We start from the raw sequence: 19,574 nt of genomic DNA on the forward strand, positions 1-19,574 counted from the left end.
CACTTTTTTCCTCATGCATGACCTGGCATAATGCGAGCGCGATCCCACTTTATTCAGCGCGCTACGCACAAAATGCACCTAACCGGTGCTTCACGTCGCGCCATTAGCTACACGAGGCAAACCCATGGAGTATGAATTTCTGCGTGATTTGACCGGGCAGGTCAAAGTACGTATGTCGATGGACCACGAAGCGGTGGGGCACTGGTTCAATGAAGAGGTCAGCAATAATCTGGCCCTGCTGGATGAAGTGGAAGCGGCAGCGCGGGAAGTGAAGGGCACCATCAATCAGTGGCAGCGTGTCGGACATGAGTACACCATCTGGCTGGATGAAGAAGAGGTGATGATCCGTGCCAACCAGCTGGCGCTGGAAGATGATGGCATGGAAGAGGGCATGACCTATTACGACGAAGAGAGCCTGTCATTTTGCGGTGTGGAAGATTTTCTGGCGGTGATTGCGGCTTATCGGCAGTTTCTCGCCGGTAAGTAAGTTGGATACACGTACATGTCGTAGTCAAAGTCTGTGACGCCAAGCCTGGCATTGTTTTCGTCGGGTGCGCATTAATGCGCACTTGGTAAATTGTGTTGCTGTTTTTTTGCTGCCGGGCTTGGTGCTCGGTCCAGAAGATCCCCGCCCGATCGCAAACGAATCACGCATCCATGCTGATCGACCGCCACATCCATGTGGCGAACGCTTTGCTCTTCGGGCGAGGCTTCTCTGTCCTGTTGGATTGATCATCGCTTTATTTGGAGCGATCTGCCACAACTCTGCACACAACCTAAACCGTCGCCACTGGCGTGGCGGGCGATCCCACCGCGCCCGGTAAACGCAACGGTGGGGCGGTGAGCAGAAACGCATGGCGCCGGTGCTGCGCCAGCCAATCCGCCAGCGGACTGAGTAACATCAGCTCGCCGAGATACACCCCCAATCTGAACAGACATAAATCATGCAGCGGATGGGACGGATAAAAATCATCGTTCATTGGGCGTGCCGGTAAAATTTCCACCGCCGGATTATCGGCAATCAGCGCCACTACGCCGCTCTCGACGATCCAGTTGCGTAGCTGCTCATCACTGCCATCCAGACCCGCAAAGTGGCTGTTCAAAAACGTCATATCCGGCTCGCCCTGCATCGCCAGAATCGCTTCATCCATGCCGCTGCGGAAACACACCATGTCGCCCTGGCGCACCTCGATGCCATCTGCCTGGAGGATCTGCTGCAGATGCTGATAGCCAAAGGCAAACCGTTCAGTGCCGAAGTGACGTTTAATATCAATCATCACGGCGCGGCCTTGCATGCCGTGCTGCGCCACATTTTCGATGCCGAGTTTCTTCGCGCCCAAATGGCTGCCGTGATCGCAGCCGCAACCGCCGCGATAATCAGTTTCCCCAACGATATCCACATTGGCTTTATAGCCGTTGTAAAACACCATCTCTGGTTCGCCGTTGCCGTTGACGTCGAACCACTGCCCCATGTGTGCCAGGCTGTCCCACTGCGTCGAATATTGCAATGCCAGCGTCACAGTATCATCACCGATCACATCGGTGAGCAGCGGGTTATCACGCGACAGCGGATAGGTCATATTGGCATGCTCGCCACGGCGTGTCGCATTGAGCTGAGGCGGCGGCCGACGTGGATTCATCGCCGTGCCGCCCGGTAGATCGAGCGGTAAACTCAGGCAGAAAGTTTGCCCGGTTTTTACCTCGGCTACGCCTTCCAGCACCTTTTGCGCGGTTAAAAGATTCAATCGACCGAGCTGATCGTCGGGACCAAAATCCCCCCAGGTCGCCTGTGCCGGGCGTTGCTTCCAGCGAGCATTCATACTTCTCTCCTTAAGTTGCCTTCCAGTGCTGCGGCAGATTCGGTACCCATCGGCTGCACACGCGGCAGCCAGAAGGCGTAAATCAGCGCCCCCACAACACAGATCACCCCGGCGATTTCCAGTGGGATCACAAAGGAGTGCGTGTATTGCATGATCACCCCGATCAGGATAGGCGAAATAATCCCGGCCAGATTGGCCGCCATGTTCTGGATACCGCCGATGGTGGCAACGTTAGCGCGGTTTGGCGCGACATCTGACGGCAGCGCCCACAGCGCGGCAGACGCAAAGGTGGCGGCGAAGTTGGCAAAGCAGAGTGCTGCCAGCGCCAGGCCAACAGTGGGAGAAAACGCCGCGAGACCGATGGTAGCGCTACCGAGCATGCCGCCGACCAGCGGGATCTTGCGCGCCACGCTCAGCGAGTAACCTCGACGCACCAGTGAATCGGACAGCAACCCGCCACACCAGCCGCCCACAATCGCCGCCAGTCCAGGCAGCATGCCGAGCAGGCCGAATTTCATCAGTGACAAGTGAAAGGTTTCCACCAGATAAGTTGGGAACCAGGTAAAGAAGAAGTATGAAACGAAGTTAATGCAGAAGAAGCCGGCCATCATCGCCTGTACGGCACGTTGGCCCAACAATTGGCGCACGCTCATTGGATCGCCGGTTTGTGGATCCTGGTTGGCCTCAATGAACTCCACTTCCTCACGCGTCACCGTTTTGTGATCGCGCGGATCGCGATACCACAAATACCACGCCAGCGCCCACACTACCGCCACCACGCCGGAGATGACGAAAGTCATACGCCAGCCGACCAGCGCAATCAGGAAGGAGATAATCGGAATCGCCAGCGTGCCGCCGATTTTACTGCCGTTGTTGAAAGTGGCCGCCGCGAAGCTGCGCTCCTGACGTGGGAACCAGCGTGTTACCGTTGAAGAACTGGCGGGATAACTGGGGGCTTCTACCGCGCCGAGCACAAAGCGGAAGCCCACCAGTGCGGCAATAGAACTGGCCAGGCCACAGGCGGCGGTGGCTAAACCCCAGCCAAGGCTACTGACGGCAAAAGTGATGCGTGGACCGAGTTTATCGACCAGCCAGCCGCCGGGCAGCTGGAACAGTACATAGCTCCAGAAAAACGCCGAGAGCAATAAGCCGCTGTCTGTGGGCGAGAAGTGCAACTCCTGGCTCATAAACGGCATGGCGACACTCATGGCGGCGCGATCGATGTAGTTGATGGCGATGCCAACTGACAGCACCGTGAGAATGACGAAACGAAATTTCCCTTTCGCTTTACTTGCCTGAATTGCAGCAGGTGATCCATTGGAATTCAGCGACATGTCGCCTCCAATTGTTTTTTATTTTCTGTAGGGGAAACGCCGCATCTGGACGATGCGGCGAGTTTGGCACTTACGCGCCGCTTACCACGGAGTGTGGATGATGCGCCTGTTCCTCATCCACGATAGGTTCAACTTTACCCATCAGGAACAGGTAGTTAACAATACCGATAACCACTAATACAGCAGAGAACACCAGCGCCCAGGTGAAGTGGCCTGTCGCCCCGACGATAGCGCCGGTAATGATGGGACCCACGGCACCGCCCATGTTCGAAACGGTATTTTGCAGGCCCGCCACAATGGAGACGCTGTTCTGTGGTGCCACATCGCCTGGCAGCGCCCAGACCTGAGAAGCCGCAACGGTGGTACCCGATTTAGCGATACACAGCAGCAGCACGGTCATAAATACCGAGTCAGTGAACGGAGCAAAACCGATGCACAGTGCCATCAACAGACCAATCGTCAGGAACAGCTTGCGCGTAGCGGTCAGCGACAGCACCTTGTTGTGCACCATGCGATCCGATGCCCAACCCGCCAGTACTTCAATCACCATGCCGCAAATCAACGGCAGTGCAGCCACCATCCCCATTTTGAGGAAATCCATGCCTTTATCTTTCACCAGGTAGGTCGGCAGCCAGGTGATAAAGAAGTATGAGGTGTAGTTGATGGTGAAGAAGCCAATGCACATTGCCCAGATATTGCGGTAGCGCAGCAACTTGTACCACTTCATCGGACGGACGCTTTTGTCGCCGTGTTTCTGCGCCTGACCATCACGGATAAAGCGCACTTCTTGCTGGCTGATCGCTTTGTGATCTTCCGGGTTTTCCGAATAAATGAAGTACCAGGCAATGACCCAGAACACACCGAGTGAACCAATCACCAGGAAGGTGATGCGCCAGTCGAACATGGCGATCATAAACACGATCAGCGGCATGGCAACGGCACCGCCAAATTTCGATGCGCTGTCGAACAGGCCTGACACCGTGGCACGTTCGCGATCCGGGAACCAGCGCGCGGTGATACCCGCGTTGCTGGGGTACGCGGCGGCTTCACCGACGCCGAGCGCTAAACGCAGCGCCAGCAGTGATTTAAAGCCGGTTGCCAGCCCCATAGCCATGGTAGCAATTGACCACCAGGCCACCGCAATACCGAGACCTTTTTTCTGACCGAAGCGATCGGCGAACCAGCCCGCCGGGATCTGCAACAGCGCATAAGACCAGAAAAACGCTGCCATGATAAAGCCCATCATCTCGGGATTGATGTCGAGCTCTTTGATCAAATGCGGGGCAGCCGCAGAGAGTACGGTACGGTCAATATAGTTAATGGCGATTGCCAGCCACATCAGGCCAGCAATCCACCAGCGAATGCGGGTAGAGCGAGAGGTGTTGTTCATAATATTTTTTCACCTTCCCGGCGTCCTTCGTGCGATAGCGGCGTTGACGGCCATCATTTATCCCACTCGTCTGGGGGTAAATGACCTTATCACTGGCTACAGCATTCATGACTGGGGATTAAAATTTGGATTAAGTAGGGTTTTGAGAAAATTAATCCAGCCCGTTCATAACATTTGTCGGGCGCTCGCCCTGTTTAATGCACTGCACAATCTGCGCAACGCAGCGTTCACCAATCGCGCTGATGGCGCCGTCGGTGTAACCCGCGATATGCGAAGTAGGGATAAAGTTGCTGAGCGTGAACAGCGGATGTTCCGCCAGCGGTTCCTGCTCGAAGACATCGGCAGCGGCACCGGCGATGACGTTATCCAGCAGCGCCTGATACAAATCTTGTTCGTTGACGATGCCACCGCGTGAGGCATTGATCAGGAAAGCGCTCTTCTTCATGCGCTTGATGCGGGCAGCATCGAACAGATTCTGGGTTTTATCGGTGAGCGGCTTGTGCAAGGTGATGAAATCGCTGTTTTCGGTCAACTGATCGAGGCTGACGAATTCGATGCCATGCTCGGCAGCAAATTTTTCATCCGGATAAAAATCGAACGCAATCACGCGCATATTGAAGCCTTTGGCACGCAGCGCGACCTGTTTGCCGATATTCCCGAGGCCGATAATACCCAGCGTTTTGCCATACACGTCGGTGGCAAAGATGCGCGGCCAGTTGCCGGCACGGGTTTCAATGGCGGCCTGCGTGATCTGACGCGCGCTGTTGAGGATCAGGGCAAAGGCGAAATCGGCCACGGCATGTTTGTTGGCATCCGGCACATTGGTGACGTAAATGCCGCGTGCGCGGGTGGCATCCAGATTGATGTTGTCGACACCGACGCCATGCTTACACACGATCTTCAGCTGAGGCGCTTGCGCCAGCAGTGCTTCGTTCACATCGGTGAAGGCAACAATCATCGCCACGGTCTCGGCCAGATGCGGTTCCAGCGCGCTGAGCGGTGCATCGGCGGGCAGCGTGATCAGCTCAAAACCATGCTGTTGCAGGGTGTTGATAGGTGCAGCGTCGTATTTGGCGAAAGACGGTGAAGTACAGATAACTTTCATAGTGTTTCCCAATCCTGGTGTTGGAGCGGGCAGCAAAGGCTGCCCAATCGGTCTTTACTGCAGATACTGATTCACGATCTGGCGGATCTTCTGCTCTTCTTCGGCAGAGAAGCTCACCGCATAGCGGCTGTTACCCACATCTGAACCCAGCAGTGAAACGGCTTTCTTCACGGTAGCGGGCGGGAAACCGACGCTGTAGAGATCGGTACGCAGGCCAGTAATGTTTTCCTGCGCCTGACGCGAGCCTTCAATATCACCCGCGTGGAAACGTGCCCAAATGGCGTTGATTTCTTTCGGTGCCACGTTGGCGAGACCCGAAATACAGGCGGTGCAGCCTTCGACAAAACCACGATGGATCAGCGAATCTGGACCGGTCAGCACGTTGAAGTTCTCCATGCCTTCGGCAGCCTTAAGGAAACCGCTCAGACTTTCATAGCTGCCCGCGCTGTCTTTAATGCCGATGATGTTGGGATGCGAAGCCAACGCACGCACGGTTTCCGGCTGCAAAGTGTTGCCGGTGCGCGCAGGGATGTTGTACAGATACAGCGGCACTTCAATTGCATCCGCTACCGCGCGGTAGTGCGCAATCAACTCTTCCTGCTTCAGCGGCACGAAATACGGGGTGATCACTGAAACCGCATCCACGCCCAGTTTGGCGACTTGCTTGCCGAGACGGATGGTTTCACGGGTGGAGATTTCACCGATGTGTGCAACCACTGGCGCCGCGCCGTTCACTTCGTCCACGCAGGTTTCAGTGACCGCTAATTTCTCCTGCTCGTTGAGCACAAAGAACTCACCGTTGGTGCCGCCGCAGAAGATGCCGTTGCCGGCGCTAAGCTGACGTTGTACCTGCAGGCGCTGAGCCGCGGGATTAAATGCACCTTCACTGTCAAAGGTGGTGACGATGGCGGTTAATACGCCCTGAATTTTCTTGCTCATGATGCCCTCATTAATCCTTAGTGATTCAAAGCCGGAAAGAGTGTCAGGTAGACGTTTCGTACGTCATCGGCGCTCACTTTCATCGGTACATTCTTCATCAGGCGCTGCACGTCGAGCGCGGCTTCAACCAGATACGGCAGATGATCCGGGCCGATGCCCAGTTCTTCGAGGCTGGCAGGCAGTTTGAGACGTTTCACCAGCGCGGCGAAATACTCCACCAGCGCGTGTGATTTCGCCTCTTCATCCAGTGAGGCATCGGCGTCCGGCAGCAGATCGTAGGCCTGCGCGAATTTGCTCACGGCAGCGGGGCGCACAAAGCGCATGCACGGTGCCAGCAAAATGGCGTTCGCCACACCGTGCGGCAGGTGATATTTGCCGCCCAGCGGATAGGACATCGCATGCACCAGATGGGTGCCTGCGTGGGCAATCGATGCGCCACCGTAATAAGAGGCCCACAGCATGTTGAGGCGCGCTTCGAGGTTGCCTGGTTCGGCAATCGTGGTCTCAAGGCTGGCAAACAGCTTTTTCATGCCGATCAGCGCATAGTTATCACTCACCGGATTGGACACGGTGGCGGTAAAGCACTCGATCAGATGACACAGTGCATCAATACCCGTCGAAGAGGCGATATGCGGCGGCATGCTGGTGGTCAGTTCGGGCACCAGTGCGACATAATCGGGCAGCATCACCGGAGTAATGATGCCGACTTTGGTCTCTTTCTCTGGGATCGCCAGGATCGCGTTCGGTGTGGCTTCGGAACCCGTACCGGCAGTCGTCGGAATCAACAGTGACGTGGTGCGGGTCAGGGGTTTCTCACCGGCCAGCAGGGCATCCAGTGTCGGCGCACCGTCAACGCACAGAATGGACAGCAGTTTGGCGACATCCAACACGCTGCCACCGCCCACGCCAATCACCAGATCAATGTCGGTTGAGGGTAACGCGGCCACAATGGCGGCGACATCGTGCTGGCTCGGCTCGGGTGGCACGCTGTTCACAATGCTCAAACTGCTGATCTGCTGCTTCAGCTGCGCGATCAGCGACTGAACCGCTGGAATGCCTTCGATATTTTTATCGGTTACCAGAAGCGCTTTTTCTTTACCCTGCAGCAAATAGCTGAGGTCATTAAGCGCCTGAAAGCCACTGATCACGGTGCTGTTGATATTCATTTCATACCCTTATCGCGTTTTTTTCGTACTAAATGATTAACTTTGCTCATTCAGTGCGGGTTCTGTCACTACAGTGCCTAAATTTATAGGACAAATTGATTTCAAATAATTTGATCTTGCTCACATATAATCAATAGTGATTGAATATAATCAATCTCAACACGGCGAGCTGCCGGCAGAGGAAAGAGAATGACTTCACAGCCATGGAAAACACCCGTCTTAGTGATTGCGGATGATTTTACCGGTGCCAATGACGCTGGTAGCGGGTTGGCACGTGCGGGTGCAAAGGTGCATGTGTTGTTTGATAGCCGCACGCCACACGATGCTAACAGCGCCGATGTGCTGGTTATCAGCACCGACAGCCGAGCAGTCAGCGCGTCAGAAGCCGCGCATCGTACAACGCTAGCATTACAGCAGCATCAGGCGATTGCCCAGGATGGCTGGCTGTTTAAAAAGATTGATTCCACGCTACGTGGCAATCCGGGCGCGGAGATAGAAGCGGCGTTATACGCCAGCGGAAAAACCCTAGCGCTGGTGGTGCCCGCAGTGCCGAAACTGGGCCGCACCACGCGTGAAGGTGAAGTATGGATCAATATGCAGCGTCTGACGGACACCGAATTTGCCAGCGACCCGAAAACCCCGGTGACCAGTAGCCATGTGTTAACCCGCCTGCATATGCAGAGTGATCTGGCCGGTGAAACCCTGGATTTGGCGACGGTGCGCAGTGGCAAGCTGGCACAAGTGCTCGCCAGTAAGCAGGGCCTGGTGGTGCTGGATGCCGAACAGGATGCTGACATTGCGCTGATCGTGGCGGCGGCGGCGAGTTTATCCACACGGCCTCTGCTGGCCGGCGCTTCCGGATTGGGTGATGCCCTGGGCGAATATCTGGCGGCGCGTCCGGCCAGGCCGGTGTTGGCAGTGGTGGGTTCCATGAGCGCCATCGCGCAGCAGCAAATCGCCCACCTTGCGAACCAACGTGACATTCGCATTATCGATATTGATATCCGTCAGCTGTTTGCTCAGCCCGCGTGGCCGCAGGCTGTCGAGTGGCAGCAGGCGATGCAACAGGCCCTACGCGACGGCGCACACTGCGTGGTGCGCACCACACAGCATGCAGAGCAACGCCATGAGATTGAACAGCTGTGTCAGCAACATCAGGTGTCACGCCAGGAGCTGGGAGAACGCATCTGCCACTTCCTCGCCCAATTGACCCAGAACGTTTGCCGCCAGGCTTTGCCTGCCGGGTTGTATCTTTCGGGCGGCGACGTGGCGATTGCCGTCGCACAGGCGCTCGGTGCCAGTGGTTTTCAGATTCAGGGCCTGGTGGCGGGCTGTGTGCCGCACGGGGTTCTGCTAAATAGCGAATTACACCTGCCGGTGATGACCAAAGCGGGTGGCTTTGGTGACGAAAACACCCTGGTAGAAGCCATCCGTTTCATTGAGGAGAAGTCGAGTGAATAAAATTATTGCGGTGACCATGGGCGATCCGGCGGGCATCAGCCCGGAGATTATCATTAAAGCGTTAGCGGAAGGCGACCTGGCGGGGATCCCAGCGGTGGTGGTCGGCTGTTCCAGCACGCTGCGTCGGGTGATGGGATTGAACATTACGCCGCAGGCAGAATTACGCGTGCTGGATAACGTCAAAGACGCGCATTTCGCACCGGGCATCATCAACGTTATCGATGAACCGCTGGCCAATCCTGAAGCGTTAAAACCAGGCGTGGTGCAGAAAGAAGCCGGTGATTTGGCCTGGCGCTGTGTGAAACGCGCCACCGAACTGGCACTGGCCGGTGAAGTGCACGCGATCGCGACAGCTCCACTCAATAAAGAAGCACTGCACTCAGCAGGGCACATTTATCCGGGACACACCGAACTGCTGGCGCAACTGACCAACACGAAAAACTACGCCATGGTGCTGTACACCGATCATTTGAAGGTGATCCACGTCACGACGCACATCGCGCTGCGTAAGTTCCTCGACACCCTGAATGGCGATCGTATCCAGACGGTGATCGGCATGGCGGATACCTTCCTGCGCCGCGTCGGTTTCGACAAGCCGCGCATTGCCGTAGCCGGGGTGAATCCGCATGCGGGCGAAAATGGCCTGTTTGGTGACGAAGAGATCACTACCGTGGCACCGGCGATCAAAGTGATGAAAGAGCAGGGTATCGATGTTTATGGCCCGTGCCCGCCGGATACGGTGTTCCTGCAGTGTCAGCAAGGTCAGTACGATATGGTGGTGGCGATGTATCACGACCAGGGACACATCCCTCTGAAATTGTTAGGCTTTTATGATGGCGTCAATATCACCGCTGGCCTGCCGTTTATCCGTACTTCCGCGGACCACGGTACGGCGTTTGATATCGCCTGGACAGGTAAAGCGAACTCTGCGAGCATGGCGATCTCCATTAAACTCGCGATGCAGCTAGCATAGGGAAATATGAAGGGACAAAGCCGTCTCGACCAGATTATGGACTATCTGAAAAGTCATAATCTGGTCACTGTAGAACAGCTTGTGAGTGCGATCTCGGCTTCACCGGCGACGATCCGCCGCGATCTGATCAAGCTCGACAAGGAAGGCGTCATTAGCCGCAGCCATGGCGGCGTGACGCTCAATCGTTTTATTCCTGCGCAGCCGACCACGCTGGAAAAAATGCAGCGTAATCTGGCAGAGAAGCAGGCCATCGCGCAGTTTGCCGCCAGCTATGTGCAGTCGGGTGATTCCGTCGTGCTGGATGCTGGCACCACCATGCTGGAACTGGCGCGCCAGCTCACGCATCTGCAACTGCGAGTCATCACCGCCGACCTGCATATCGCGCTGTTCCTGTCTGAATTCAAGCAGATTGAAACCACCATTATTGGTGGCCGTATCGATGACTCCAGTCAGTCTTGTATTGGCGAGCATGGCCGACGCCTGCTGCGCGGCATCAATCCGGATATCGCGTTTGTCAGCTGTAACTCGTGGAGTATCGAACGCGGGATTACTACGCCGACGGAAGATAAAGCCGGTCTGAAGATGGATCTGCTGGCGAATGCACGCCGCCGCATCCTGCTGGCTGACAGCAGTAAGTACGGTTCCTGGTCGCTCTACTGCGCCGCGCCGATTGATAGTTTGACCGATGTGGTGACGGATGCGCGTCTCGACGACGCAGTTTGTCGCGCTTTGCGTGAGCGTGGCATTGGTTTGCAGCTGACAGCCTGATGCAACAAGGTCGCCATCAATGGCGACCCTTCAGCAAGAGATATAACCCAGTGCTAGCCCTGCAACGACACTTGCTTGCGCAGGCTGCGCATCGGGCGTTAATCGCCGCCCACTACGATAGCTTCAATCCCGTCGCCGGAATATTGCGGCCGTAGTAGATTTCACGCATCTCTTTCCACAGCAGATTGGTGATGCGCTTGTGCTCCTGCGGGCTGAGCTCTTCAGGCTTGGTATTGAACAGGTAATATTTCAGGTCAAATTCCTTCAGTAACATCTTGGTGTGGAAGATATTTTCCTGATAGACGTTCACATCCACCATGTCGTACATCGACTTCATATCCTCGGACATAAAGTTCTGAATCGAATTGATCTCGTGATCGATAAAGTGCTTTAGGCCATTCACATCGCGGGTAAAACCACGCACACGATAATCAATGGTAACGATGTCAGATTCCAGTTGGTGAATCAGGTAATTCAGTGCCTTAAGCGGCGAAATCACTCCACAGGTGGAGACTTCGATATCGGCGCGGAAGGTGCACAATCCCCCCTCAGGATGGCTTTCTGGATAGGTGTGCACGCAAATATGGCTTTTATCCAGATGCGCCACCACCGAATTGGGCAGCGGACCCGGATGCTCAGATTTGTCGATATCCTGCGGGTTGATCGGCTCTTCGCTGACCAGAATCGTGACGCTGGCACCCTGCGGTTCATAATCCTGACGCGCGATGTTCAGCACGTTGGCACCAATGATAGAGCAGGTTTCAGTCAGGATTTCGGTGAGGCGATTCGCATTATATTGCTCATCAATATAGGCGATGTAGCCATCACGTTCGGCTTCGCTGTTGGCGTAGCAAATATCGTAAATACAAAAACTCAGGCTCTTCGTCAGATTATTGAAGCCGTGTAGTTTCAGCTTTTGCAATTTCGTCACTCCTCACACGACAAGGCATTCAGCAGATATTGCGGTAAGGCAAAGCTACCGACATGAATCGCGGGATTGTAGTAGCGGCAGCGCAGGCCAGCGTCGTCAAAGCGTGATTGCAGGGTGGCTGCATCCCACTGGCGTAGTGTCTCGTTGTCGCTTGCCCAGGCAAACGTCATGATACCGCCGTAATAGGTGGGGACCGCCGCCTGATAAAAGCTGACGTCAGAGAAGTAGTGGCTGAGTTTGCGATGGCTGTTGATCGCTTCTTCCTGCTGCAGGAAACAGACGCCGTTCTGTGCCACAAAGATTCCGCCGGGATTTAGCGCCTGTTTACAGCCCGCATAGAATTCGGAGGTAAACAGACTTTCGCCGGGACCGATGGGATCGGTGCAATCGGAAATAATGACGTCGAACTTCTCTTGCGTCTGGGTGACGTAATTCACACCATCATCAATCACCAGGTTCAGACGCGGATCGTCATAGGCACCGGCGCTGTGATTGGGCAGATACGTCTTGCAAAAACTCACCACGCCGGCGTCGATCTCAACCATGGTGATCTGTTCAATCGTTTGGTGACGTGAGACCTCGCGCAGCATGGCGCCATCGCCACCGCCAATGATCAGCACGCGTTTCGCCTTGCCGTGCGCCAGGATTGGCACGTGGGTCATCATTTCGTGGTAGATGAACTCATCGCGCTCGGTGGTTTGCACTACACCGTCAAGCGCCATGACACGACCAAAAGCGGCATTTTCAAAGATCACCAGATCCTGATGCGCCGTTTTGTCGCGATAGAGCAGTTTATCTACCGTGAAATACTGTCCAAATCCGGCATGAAGCGTCTCATACCACATTTCATTCTGGGCCATGATGGGGCTCTCCTCGAATGTCATCGCCATGAAATTAGGGGAAAAAGCATAGCGAAATATGACCGTGGTTGCACGGTCAAATCTTCAGCAGCAGAGCGGGATGGCGGGCTATTTGACGTAAGCGAGCAGACTCAGCGAGTCACGTGCCAGCGACTTACACTTCTTGTCATTGGTAATGGCGATACCGCTCAAATCTTTGTAACTCTCTTCGCCGAGCGACTTCATGTTGTAGTTGCTGTAATTACTCAGATCCCAGCGGTTCTGCTGGGCAAAAAACACCAGCGCTTTGCGAATTTGCGCATCGGGCAGATCCTGATAGCCACAATCGTTCTTCAGGTAAACAAACACCGCGGTCAGATCGGCCAGATCTTCTGCTTCGGATTCGCTCAGGGCAAAACTGGTGGAGGAGAAGCCAAGGAGTCCCGCCAGCAGCAGGATCTTGATGCTTTTCGTCATAATCATTCTCAACAAGGGGCAATGAATTGACGTTAGCACAGTTATTGCAGGGATTCCGCTAAATTTGCCTAAATGGGGCATTCCCACGGTTTTTATCAGCGCATTCTGTTAAGGGGCTTGACCCTCCCGCAGGGTAAAGGTTTACGCTGTGCCCTTATTCACGACAAGGATAAGAATATGCAACGTCGTCATTTTCTAAAGTTGACCGCCGCACTCAGCGCGGCAGGTGCGCTGCCGTTGTGGAGCCGTTCATTAATGGCGGCTACGCGCCCGCTGTTACCGATCCCCTCTATTTTGCAGCCCGATGCACGCGGAGCGTACACGCTGACCGCGATGAGTGGCACCAGCCAATGGAACGGCAAATCCGTCCCGACGTGGGGCTATAACGGCAGTCTGCTCGGCCCGGCGCTGCGGTTGCCGCGCGAGAAAGCCGTGACGGTGAATATTCATAATCGGCTGGCGGAAGCAACGACACTGCACTGGCACGGTCTGGAAATTCCCGGCGATGTCGATGGTGGGCCGCAAGCACTGATTGCGCCCGGTGCTTCACGTCAGGTGACCTTTACGCCCGATCAACCGGCTGCCACCTGTTGGTTCCATCCGCATCAGCATGGCAAAACCGGCTATCAGGTGGCGCAGGGGCTGGCGGGATTGGTGCTGTTAGAGGACGAGGATTCCGGCAAATTGCGTCTGCCGATGCAGTGGGGCGAAGATGACGTGCCGCTGATTTTCCAGGATAAACAGCTGACCCAGGACGGCACAAAAATCGATTACCAACTCGACATCATGCGCGCGGCGGTGGGCTGGTTTGGTGACATGATGTTAACCAACGGCGTGCAGTATCCGCAGCAAGCGGTGCCACGCGGCTGGCTGCGACTGCGTCTGTTGAACGGCTGCAATGCCCGCTCGCTGGATATCGCCACCAGTGATAAGCGCCCGATGTACGTGATTGCCAGCGATGGCGGTTTACTGGCCGAGCCGGTAAAAGTGGATAGCCTGCCGCTGCTGCCTGGCGAGCGTTTCGAAGTGATGATTGATACTTCAGACGGCAAAACCTTCGACATGGTGACGCTGCCGGTGACGCAGATGGGCATGACGCTGGCCCCCTTTGATCAACCCTTGCCGCTGGTGCAAATTCTGCCACTGCGCGTGATGGCAAGTGGTTCTATGCCGGATAAGCTGGTGGATCTGCCGCCGCTGCCGTCAGTGGAAGGCGTGCAAAGCCGCTGGCTACAACTGATGATGGATCCGCAGCTGGATCAACAAGGCATGCAGGCGCTGATGGATCGTTACGGTCATCAAGCCATGGCCGGGATGAAAATGGATCACGGCAGCATGGACTCGAAGGGCGGGGCGATGCAGATGGATCATGGCAGCATGAAAATGAGCGGCGGCGCCATGACGATGGACCATGGCAGCATGCCGATGGATCACGGAAAAACGGCGGCTTATGATTTCCATAACGGCAATAAAATCAACGGCCAGGCGTTTAATATGACCAAGCCAATGTTCAATGCCGAACTGGGTAAGCTGGAAAAATGGACCATTTCTGGTGAGGGTGACGCCATGCTGCATCCGTTCCACATTCATGGCACCCAGTTCCGCATCCTGTCAGAAAACGGCAAGCCACCAGCGCCGCATCGTGCAGGCTGGAAAGATATGGTGAGCGTGAACGGCTGGCGCAGTGAAGTGCTGGTGCGCTTTAACTACGTTGCCAATGCGGAGAACGCCTATATGGCGCATTGTCATCTGCTGGAGCATGAAGATACCGGCATGATGCTGGGCTTTACCGTCAGCTAAGTGATTGCCGTACTGCAGCGAAGCTAAAACAGCTTCGCTGCAGGGTATTGAGCAACACAAGGGCATAAGCGGCGTATTTTAATGCTCAGCATCAGGGTGCAAGCGTGGACATCGGGCAGCCTTATCCTGCTGTCCGATGCGTGGTCAACGCCGCCATTCACTCAATGAGCGTGCCGGGCAAGGGATTAGGCCTGAGCCGCTTCCAGTGCCAGCCGGATATCCTCAATCAAATCATCAGCATGTTCGATACCAATCGATAAACGTACCGTGGCATCGGTAATGCCAATACGCTGGCGTACCTCCTGCGGCACGCCGGAATGGGTAGTGCTGCCCGGATGGCTGGCGAGTGATTCGGTACCGCCCAGGCTCACGGCCAGTTTAAACAACGCAAGGGCATTGAGAAAACGAAACGCTGCCGGCTGACCACCTTTAATATCAAAAGAGAACGTGGAACCTGCGCCGCTGCATTGTCGCTGGAAGGTTTCTCCCGCGGAGCTGTCCGCATCAAGATAGGGCAGCCAGTGCAGTTTTTCCACCTGCGGGTTATCACGTAAAAACGCGGCGACTTTTTCTGCATTGCTGGCGGCTTTCTCCATCCTCAACGACAGCGTTTCCAGCGATCGTCCAATCATCCAACTGGAGTGCGGATCAAGCTGGGTGCCGATGGCACTGCGCAGCGATCGCACCTTGCTCACCAGCGCTTTGCTGCCCAGCACCGCACCGGCAATCAGATCCGAATGGCCGCCGACATATTTGGTGAGCGAGTAGAGCGACAAGTCTGCACCGTGCTGCAAAGGGCGTTGAAACAGCGGGCCGAGCAAGGTGTTATCGCAGGCGAGAATCGGGCGCGAGCCTTGCTGCTGGGTGATCACATCTGCCACCTGCTTCATCAGCTGAATATCCACCAGGCTGTTGGTCGGGTTGGCCGGCGTCTCAATCAGAATCAGGGCTACACGACCGCGCTGCCACGCCAGTTTGGCTGCTTCATACACTTTGTCTTCATCGGTGCCATCGCTGAAGCCCACGGCTTTAATCTCTAAATCGTGCAGCGTTTTGCTTAGCAACGTTTCAGTGCCGCCGTACAGTGGTTGTGAATGCAAAATCACTTCACCTGGCCGCGCAAACGCCAGCAGCGTGGTCGCAATGGCCGACATTCCGGAGGAGAACAGCGCGGCACTTTCTGCCTGTTCATAGATGGCCAACCGATCTTCCACAATCTCGCTGTTGGGATGGTTAAAGCGTGAGTAAACCAGCCCACCGCTCTTGCCCTCCGGCGGCTGCTTGCGTCCGGCGACGAAATCAAAAAAGTCCTGTCCCTCTTCGGCGCTGTTGAACACAAAAGTCGAAGTCAGGAATACAGGAGGTTTGACTGCGCCCTCCGATAGCCGCGGATCGTAACCGTAATTAAGCATCTGCGTTTCCGGATGCAGATCGTGGGTGCCAATCTGTGTTTTTTTACTGGATGAAGCGGCCATAGGATCTCCAGAGATTACCGGTGAGAGTGCGGGTGGCTTTTCTGTAGTTAAGGTCAGCGCAATAAATTTTGCCACGGTATCGTTTGCGTTCTGTGCGCGGCGTTAGAGGCTGGTTCGACTATGATAGACTTCGTGGCTTTCTGAAAACCTTAACCAGGCGAATGCAATGAAACACACCGTCGACGTGATGATCTCTGAGCAGGAGATTGCAACCCGTATTGCCGAACTGGGCAAGCAGATTAGCGAACACTACCGCAGCAGCGGCAGCGAAATGGTGTTGGTGGGTCTGCTGCGTGGCTCCTTTATGTTTATGGCCGATCTCTGCCGTGCCATCGATGTCCCGCATGAAGTCGACTTTATGACCGCCTCCAGCTATGGCAGCGGTATGTCATCGACCCGCGACGTGAAAATCCTGAAAGATCTGGATGAGGACATTCGCGGCAAAGATGTGCTGATCGTGGAAGACATCATCGATTCCGGCAATACGCTGAGCAAAGTGCGCGAGATCCTGCGCCTGCGCGAGCCAAAATCACTGGCCATCTGCACCTTGCTGGATAAGCCAGAGCGCCGTGAAGTGGACGTCACCGTGGAATACGTTGGCTTCACCATTCCCGATGAGTTCGTGGTCGGCTTTGGTATCGACTACGCGCAGCGCTATCGTCATCTGCCGTATATTGGCAAAGTTATCCCGACCGGTGAATAACCGCACAATCTTCCAAGGCTAATCCCGCCAGCCTGCGATAAGATGCGCAGCCCGCGAGTCATTGACTAACGGGCTGCGCTTGCGTTCCCCTGCCGCATGCAGAGTGGTAAAGTGTCGCGGGTTATCGCTCAGCGCTTCATCTTTGATTTTTCACTCGTTATCTCTGAATAACCCCGCATGCTCGGCGTGAGCGCACTATCATTTCATAGGGCTTTGATGTCACTACAACAGGGTATGGATTCGCAATGACTTATGCACTGGAACTTTCCGGGCTCACCAAAACCTATCCCGGCGGCGTTCAGGCGCTGAAGAAGCTTGATCTCAACGTTGAGGCAGGCGATTTTTACGCACTGCTCGGGCCAAACGGCGCGGGTAAATCGACCACTATCGGCATCATCAGTTCGCTGGTGAATAAATCCGGCGGCAGCGTGCGGGTGTTTGGCTATGACCTGGAAAAAGACGTGGTCAATGCGAAACGCCAGCTGGGTCTGGTTCCGCAAGAGTTCAACTTTAACCCGTTTGAAACCGTGATGCAGATTGTGGTCAATCAGGCAGGTTATTACGGCGTGGAGCGAGCTGAAGCCAACAAGCGCGCGGAAAAATACCTTAACCAGCTCGACCTATGGGGCAAACGCAACGAGCGTGCACGCATGCTGTCGGGCGGGATGAAACGCCGTTTGATGATCGCCCGTGCGCTGATGCACGAGCCAAAACTGCTGATTCTGGATGAACCGACCGCAGGCGTCGATATCGAACTGCGTCGTTCAATGTGGACCTTCCTGAAAGATCTCAACATCAAAGGCACCACCATTATTCTCACCACGCACTACCTGGAAGAGGCAGAAATGCTGTGCCGCAATATCGGCATTATTCAGAGCGGTGAGCTGGTGGAAAACACCTCGATGAAAGGCCTGCTGTCGAAGCTGCAATCGGAAACCTTCATCCTCGATCTGGCGCCGCGCAGCCCGCTGCCGCAGCTGGAAGGCTTCCAGTATCGTCTGGTGGATACCTCTACGCTGGAAGTGGAAGTGATGCGTGAGCAGGGGCTCAACAGCGTGTTCAGCCAGCTGAGTGCGCAGGGTGTGCAGGTGCTGAGTATGCGTAACAAAGCGAACCGCCTTGAAGAACTGTTCGTCAGCCTGACCCAGGGTAAAGGAGTGAAAGCATGACACATTTATACTGGGTGGCGCTTAAGAGTATCTGGGCCAAGGAGATCAACCGTTTTGCCCGCATCTGGATTCAGACGCTGGTGCCACCGGTGATCACCATGACGCTCTATTTCATCATCTTCGGTAATCTGATTGGTTCACGCATCGGCGATATGCATGGCTTCAGCTATATGCAGTTCATCGTGCCGGGCCTGATCATGATGGCGGTGATTACTAACGCTTACGCCAACGTGGCCTCTTCGTTCTTCAGCGCTAAATTCCAGCGTAATATTGAAGAGCTGCTGGTGGCGCCGGTGCCCACGCACATCATTATCGCTGGTTATGTCGGTGGTGGTGTGGCGCGTGGTGTGTGCGTCGGCATTCTGGTGACAGCAATTTCACTGTTCTTTGTGCCGTTCCACGTGCATTCCTGGTCAATGGTGGCCCTGACGCTGTTGCTGACTGCGATTCTGTTCTCGCTGGCTGGCCTGCTGAATGCGGTGTTTGCGCGTACCTTTGACGATATCAGCTTGATCCCCACCTTCGTGCTGACGCCGTTAACCTATCTCGGAGGCGTGTTCTATTCGCTGACGCTGCTGCCGCCGTTCTGGCAGGCGGTGTCGAAACTGAACCCGGTGGTATATATGATCAGTGGATTCCGCTACGGTTTCCTCGGCATCAATGATGTGCCGCTGGTGTTTACCCTGTCAGTGCTGATTGCCTTTATCGTGGTGTTTTACGTACTGGTGTATGCGTTGATTCAGCGCGGTCGCGGATTGCGTACTTAAGTTTTACGGGGGGCGGCCTAATGGCCGCCCCCGTTGTATCAAGCCACCTGAACCGGCAACGCTTTGGCGATGCGTTTCATGTCGTTGTCGCCTTCGAAATAGGCGACTTTGGGCTGCCAGCTACGGGCGACTTCATCTTCCACCTGCACATACGAGCAGATGATCATGATGTCACCTTCACAGGCACAACGGGCGGCGGCACCGTTGACGGAGATGATCTTCGATCCACGCTCAGCGGCAATCGCGTAGGTCGAGAAGCGCTGACCGTTGGTGACGTTATAAATGTCGATGGCTTCGTATTGCAGAATGCCGGACGCATCAAGAAAATCCTGGTCGATGGCGCAGGAGCCTTCGTAGTGCAAATCTGCCTGAGTGACTTTCACGCGGTGCAGTTTGCCCTGTAACACGGTACGAATCATAACGAATAACCTTGTTAAGCTGCGATTAAACGACGGAG

The 19,574-nt window shown here is 55.3% G+C and carries 19 protein-coding genes; 8 read left to right on the forward strand and 11 right to left on the reverse strand.

What is annotated here, in order from left to right; all coding sequences use genetic code 11:
* The first annotated feature begins 124 nt into the window (after positions 1-124).
* Positions 125-487: a protein YacL gene (gene yacL / locus VI01_RS23180; RefSeq protein WP_045816808.1), complete on the forward strand. Its 363-nt coding sequence runs from the start codon at positions 125-127 to the stop codon at positions 485-487.
* A gap of 289 nt (positions 488-776) precedes the next feature.
* Here the strand turns inward: yacL and VI01_RS23185 are convergent, their stop codons facing one another.
* The 6 genes from VI01_RS23185 to VI01_RS23210 all read right to left on the reverse strand — a co-directional run bounded on the left by VI01_RS23185 (position 777) and on the right by VI01_RS23210 (position 7,754).
* A complete protein-coding gene (locus tag VI01_RS23185; RefSeq protein ID WP_045816809.1) occupies positions 777-1,820 on the reverse strand; it encodes a cyclase family protein in 1,044 nt (347 codons plus the stop codon).
* On the reverse strand, positions 1,817-3,154 hold the full coding sequence (locus VI01_RS23190) for an MFS transporter (protein WP_045816810.1): 1,338 nt from the start codon (positions 3,152-3,154) through the stop codon (positions 1,817-1,819). The genes VI01_RS23185 and VI01_RS23190 overlap by 4 nt, the downstream gene beginning before the upstream one ends.
* Positions 3,155-3,224: 70 nt before the next feature.
* The gene (locus VI01_RS23195; protein ID WP_045816811.1) at positions 3,225-4,544 is read right to left on the reverse strand and encodes an MFS transporter; all 1,320 of its coding nucleotides are present in this window, start codon (positions 4,542-4,544) and stop codon (positions 3,225-3,227) included.
* 151 nt (positions 4,545-4,695) lie between these two features.
* A complete protein-coding gene (locus VI01_RS23200; protein ID WP_038649018.1) occupies positions 4,696-5,649 on the reverse strand; it encodes a phosphoglycerate dehydrogenase in 954 nt (317 codons plus the stop codon).
* Positions 5,650-5,703: 54 nt separating this feature from the next.
* The gene (locus VI01_RS23205) at positions 5,704-6,588 is read right to left on the reverse strand and encodes a dihydrodipicolinate synthase family protein (RefSeq protein ID WP_045816812.1); all 885 of its coding nucleotides are present in this window, start codon (positions 6,586-6,588) and stop codon (positions 5,704-5,706) included.
* Positions 6,589-6,605: 17 nt separating this feature from the next.
* Entirely contained in the window at positions 6,606-7,754 is a 1,149-nt protein-coding gene (locus VI01_RS23210) for an iron-containing alcohol dehydrogenase (RefSeq protein ID WP_038649013.1), read from the reverse strand.
* Positions 7,755-7,943: 189 nt separating this feature from the next.
* Between VI01_RS23210 and VI01_RS23215 the strand changes: the two genes are divergently transcribed.
* Genes VI01_RS23215 through VI01_RS23225 form a run of 3 tightly spaced genes read left to right on the forward strand, consistent with a single transcriptional unit; the run spans position 7,944 to position 10,956 of the window.
* Positions 7,944-9,215 carry a four-carbon acid sugar kinase family protein gene (locus VI01_RS23215; protein ID WP_045816813.1) on the forward strand — a complete coding sequence of 424 codons (1,272 nt, stop codon included), beginning with the start codon at positions 7,944-7,946 and terminating at the stop codon, positions 9,213-9,215.
* Positions 9,208-10,188, forward strand: coding sequence for a D-threonate 4-phosphate dehydrogenase (locus VI01_RS23220; protein WP_045816814.1), 981 nt, complete (start codon positions 9,208-9,210; stop codon positions 10,186-10,188). The genes VI01_RS23215 and VI01_RS23220 overlap by 8 nt, the downstream gene beginning before the upstream one ends.
* Before the next feature lie 6 nt (positions 10,189-10,194).
* Entirely contained in the window at positions 10,195-10,956 is a 762-nt protein-coding gene (locus VI01_RS23225; RefSeq protein WP_038649008.1) for a DeoR/GlpR family DNA-binding transcription regulator, read from the forward strand.
* A 112-nt stretch (positions 10,957-11,068) separates the two neighbouring features.
* Here VI01_RS23225 and speD read toward each other — a convergent pair whose 3' ends face one another.
* The 3 genes from speD to VI01_RS23240 all read right to left on the reverse strand — a co-directional run bounded on the left by speD (position 11,069) and on the right by VI01_RS23240 (position 13,203).
* On the reverse strand, positions 11,069-11,878 hold the full coding sequence (gene speD, locus VI01_RS23230; protein ID WP_045816815.1) for an adenosylmethionine decarboxylase: 810 nt from the start codon (positions 11,876-11,878) through the stop codon (positions 11,069-11,071).
* Positions 11,879-11,883: 5 nt separating this feature from the next.
* Positions 11,884-12,747 (reverse strand): polyamine aminopropyltransferase, encoded by an 864-nt coding sequence (gene speE / locus VI01_RS23235; protein WP_045816816.1) that lies wholly within the window; start codon positions 12,745-12,747, stop codon positions 11,884-11,886.
* 108 nt (positions 12,748-12,855) lie between these two features.
* Positions 12,856-13,203 (reverse strand): YacC family pilotin-like protein, encoded by a 348-nt coding sequence (locus VI01_RS23240; RefSeq protein WP_007888732.1) that lies wholly within the window; start codon positions 13,201-13,203, stop codon positions 12,856-12,858.
* Between the two features lie 177 nt (positions 13,204-13,380).
* Between VI01_RS23240 and cueO the strand changes: the two genes are divergently transcribed.
* The gene (gene cueO, locus VI01_RS23245; RefSeq protein ID WP_045816817.1) at positions 13,381-15,003 is read left to right on the forward strand and encodes a multicopper oxidase CueO; all 1,623 of its coding nucleotides are present in this window, start codon (positions 13,381-13,383) and stop codon (positions 15,001-15,003) included.
* 185 nt (positions 15,004-15,188) lie between these two features.
* Here cueO and VI01_RS23250 read toward each other — a convergent pair whose 3' ends face one another.
* Entirely contained in the window at positions 15,189-16,478 is a 1,290-nt protein-coding gene (locus VI01_RS23250) for a cystathionine gamma-synthase family protein (RefSeq protein WP_045816818.1), read from the reverse strand.
* 166 nt (positions 16,479-16,644) lie between these two features.
* Between VI01_RS23250 and hpt the strand changes: the two genes are divergently transcribed.
* The 3 genes from hpt to VI01_RS23265 all read left to right on the forward strand — a co-directional run bounded on the left by hpt (position 16,645) and on the right by VI01_RS23265 (position 19,117).
* Positions 16,645-17,181: a hypoxanthine phosphoribosyltransferase gene (hpt, locus tag VI01_RS23255; RefSeq protein WP_034829567.1), complete on the forward strand. Its 537-nt coding sequence runs from the start codon at positions 16,645-16,647 to the stop codon at positions 17,179-17,181.
* 245 nt (positions 17,182-17,426) lie between these two features.
* A complete protein-coding gene (locus tag VI01_RS23260) occupies positions 17,427-18,350 on the forward strand; it encodes an ABC transporter ATP-binding protein (protein ID WP_034829565.1) in 924 nt (307 codons plus the stop codon).
* Positions 18,347-19,117: an ABC transporter permease gene (locus VI01_RS23265; RefSeq protein ID WP_034829563.1), complete on the forward strand. Its 771-nt coding sequence runs from the start codon at positions 18,347-18,349 to the stop codon at positions 19,115-19,117. Before VI01_RS23260 ends, VI01_RS23265 begins: the two co-directional genes overlap by 4 nt.
* A 38-nt stretch (positions 19,118-19,155) precedes the next feature.
* Here VI01_RS23265 and panD read toward each other — a convergent pair whose 3' ends face one another.
* Positions 19,156-19,536, reverse strand: a complete 381-nt coding sequence (gene panD / locus VI01_RS23270) for an aspartate 1-decarboxylase (protein WP_038648996.1) — start codon at positions 19,534-19,536, stop codon at positions 19,156-19,158.
* Positions 19,537-19,574 lie beyond the last annotated feature (38 nt).

Origin of the sequence: Pantoea sp. SM3, assembly GCF_000963995.1 — a bacterium.
GTDB classification, from domain to species: domain Bacteria; phylum Pseudomonadota; class Gammaproteobacteria; order Enterobacterales; family Enterobacteriaceae; genus Pantoea; species Pantoea rwandensis_B.

What these genes read in the sequence shown, in the direction of transcription:
- VI01_RS23200 (WP_038649018.1), bottom strand. Translation starts at nt 5,649, where the DNA reads ATGAAAGTTATCTGTACTTCACCGTCTTTCGCCAAATACGACGCTGCA.
- VI01_RS23215 (WP_045816813.1), top strand. Translation starts at nt 7,944, where the DNA reads ATGACTTCACAGCCATGGAAAACACCCGTCTTAGTGATTGCGGATGAT.
- VI01_RS23210 (WP_038649013.1), bottom strand. Translation starts at nt 7,754, where the DNA reads ATGAATATCAACAGCACCGTGATCAGTGGCTTTCAGGCGCTTAATGAC.
- panD (WP_038648996.1), bottom strand. Translation starts at nt 19,536, where the DNA reads ATGATTCGTACCGTGTTACAGGGCAAACTGCACCGCGTGAAAGTCACT.
- VI01_RS23195 (WP_045816811.1), bottom strand. Translation starts at nt 4,544, where the DNA reads ATGAACAACACCTCTCGCTCTACCCGCATTCGCTGGTGGATTGCTGGC.
- VI01_RS23205 (WP_045816812.1), bottom strand. Translation starts at nt 6,588, where the DNA reads ATGAGCAAGAAAATTCAGGGCGTATTAACCGCCATCGTCACCACCTTT.
- VI01_RS23225 (WP_038649008.1), top strand. Translation starts at nt 10,195, where the DNA reads ATGAAGGGACAAAGCCGTCTCGACCAGATTATGGACTATCTGAAAAGT.
- VI01_RS23185 (WP_045816809.1), bottom strand. Translation starts at nt 1,820, where the DNA reads ATGAATGCTCGCTGGAAGCAACGCCCGGCACAGGCGACCTGGGGGGAT.
- VI01_RS23240 (WP_007888732.1), bottom strand. Translation starts at nt 13,203, where the DNA reads ATGACGAAAAGCATCAAGATCCTGCTGCTGGCGGGACTCCTTGGCTTC.
- hpt (WP_034829567.1), top strand. Translation starts at nt 16,645, where the DNA reads ATGAAACACACCGTCGACGTGATGATCTCTGAGCAGGAGATTGCAACC.
- VI01_RS23250 (WP_045816818.1), bottom strand. Translation starts at nt 16,478, where the DNA reads ATGGCCGCTTCATCCAGTAAAAAAACACAGATTGGCACCCACGATCTG.
- VI01_RS23265 (WP_034829563.1), top strand. Translation starts at nt 18,347, where the DNA reads ATGACACATTTATACTGGGTGGCGCTTAAGAGTATCTGGGCCAAGGAG.
- VI01_RS23190 (WP_045816810.1), bottom strand. Translation starts at nt 3,154, where the DNA reads ATGTCGCTGAATTCCAATGGATCACCTGCTGCAATTCAGGCAAGTAAA.
- yacL (WP_045816808.1), top strand. Translation starts at nt 125, where the DNA reads ATGGAGTATGAATTTCTGCGTGATTTGACCGGGCAGGTCAAAGTACGT.
- speE (WP_045816816.1), bottom strand. Translation starts at nt 12,747, where the DNA reads ATGGCCCAGAATGAAATGTGGTATGAGACGCTTCATGCCGGATTTGGA.
- cueO (WP_045816817.1), top strand. Translation starts at nt 13,381, where the DNA reads ATGCAACGTCGTCATTTTCTAAAGTTGACCGCCGCACTCAGCGCGGCA.
- VI01_RS23260 (WP_034829565.1), top strand. Translation starts at nt 17,427, where the DNA reads ATGACTTATGCACTGGAACTTTCCGGGCTCACCAAAACCTATCCCGGC.